This is a genomic window from Chromobacterium sp. Panama, from assembly GCF_003052555.1.
Classification (GTDB): domain Bacteria; phylum Pseudomonadota; class Gammaproteobacteria; order Burkholderiales; family Chromobacteriaceae; genus Chromobacterium.
On the sequence record NZ_QARX01000001.1, the window covers coordinates 2486175 to 2487463 of the forward strand.

A 1289-nucleotide genomic window follows, 5' to 3' on the forward strand; every position below is an offset into this window, starting at 1 on the left:
CGGATGTGCACTTCCGGCTGCGGCTCCTTCTTCGCCTCCTTCACCAGCCGCGCCAGCAGTTCTTCCTGCGTCTTCACCGGCGTGGTGTTCCAGTAAATGGTGTTGCCGGTGTCCACCCCCAGCACGATGTTCTCCGGCTTGGTCTGCGTCGGGATATTGCTTTCCTTCGGCAAGGCCATCTTCACCGTCTGCGTCACCACCGGCACCGTGATCAGGAAGATGATCAGCAGCACCAGCATCACGTCCACCAGCGGCGTGGTGTTGATCGCGGACATCACCGCGTCTTCGTCGCCCTTGCCGTGGCCTTGGCCGAATCTTGCGTTGCGCCCCTTCATCGTCGTCGCCTCAGCGCGCGTTCAGCAGGCTGGCGTGCAGGCGGCCGGCCACCACGCGCACCATGTCCAGCACCAGCTTGTTGCGACGCACCAGCCAGTTGTATCCCAGCACCGCCGGCACCGCCACGCCCAGACCGATCGCGGTCATGATCAGCGCCTCGCCCACCGGGCCCGCCACTTTGTCGATGGACGCCTGGCCGGACATGCCGATCGCGGTCAGCGCGTGGTAAATGCCCCATACCGTGCCGAACAGGCCGACGAAGGGCGCCGTGGAACCCACGGTGGCCACCACCGACAGGCCGTTTTGCATATGGTGGCTGGCGGAGTCCACCGCGTCGGAGATGGCCATCGACACCCAGGTGTTGAGGTCCACGCGGCCGGCCAGTTCGCCCTTGTGCTCGGCCGCCGCGTCAATGCCGGCCGCCGCCACCGCGCTGAACATGCCTTCGTCGGCCAGTTCGCTCGCGCGTTTTTGCAGTTCCGCGCCGTGAGACGCCAGCAGTTCGCGGCCTTGCTTCAGCAGGCGGCGCTGTTCCAGCAGTTTGACGATGCCCACGTACCAGGTGGCCGCGGACATGATCAGCAGAATGATCAGGGTGCCGCGCGCGACGATGTCGCCTTGCGCCCACAGGGCGTCGATGCCGTACGGGTTGCTGGTCACGTGCGCGGTTTCGGCGGCCAGGACAGGCAGGCTGGCCAGCAGGGCCAGGGCGGCGAAGGCGGTGCGAGTGGTCTTGGTCATGCTTTGGTTCTCCTAAGAGTTGCTGTGCTCCGGTCGAGGCGCGCTCGCGCTCATTCGCCGGAGTCGAGTTTGAAGCCGAATTCCTGGCTCAACAGGCTGTTGGGTTTGCAGCTATAGCCTTGCAGCGCGGCGCTGATCGCCGACTGGAAGCCGCTGCGGTAACGCGGCGGGATGCCGCCGTCGAACGAGATGTTGGCGATGTGGCTGAAGCG

The 1289-nt window shown here is 65.6% G+C and carries 2 protein-coding genes; both read right to left on the reverse strand.

The annotated features are described in order from the left end of the window. On the reverse strand, window positions 1-335 hold a 335-nt coding region (locus tag DB032_RS11120), incomplete at its 3' end, for a biopolymer transporter ExbD (protein WP_107801822.1). Between the two features lie 10 nt (window positions 336-345). Beyond that, entirely contained in the window at window positions 346-1077 is a 732-nt protein-coding gene (locus tag DB032_RS11125) for a MotA/TolQ/ExbB proton channel family protein (RefSeq protein ID WP_107799544.1), read from the reverse strand. Between the last annotated feature and the right edge of the window lie 212 nt (window positions 1078-1289).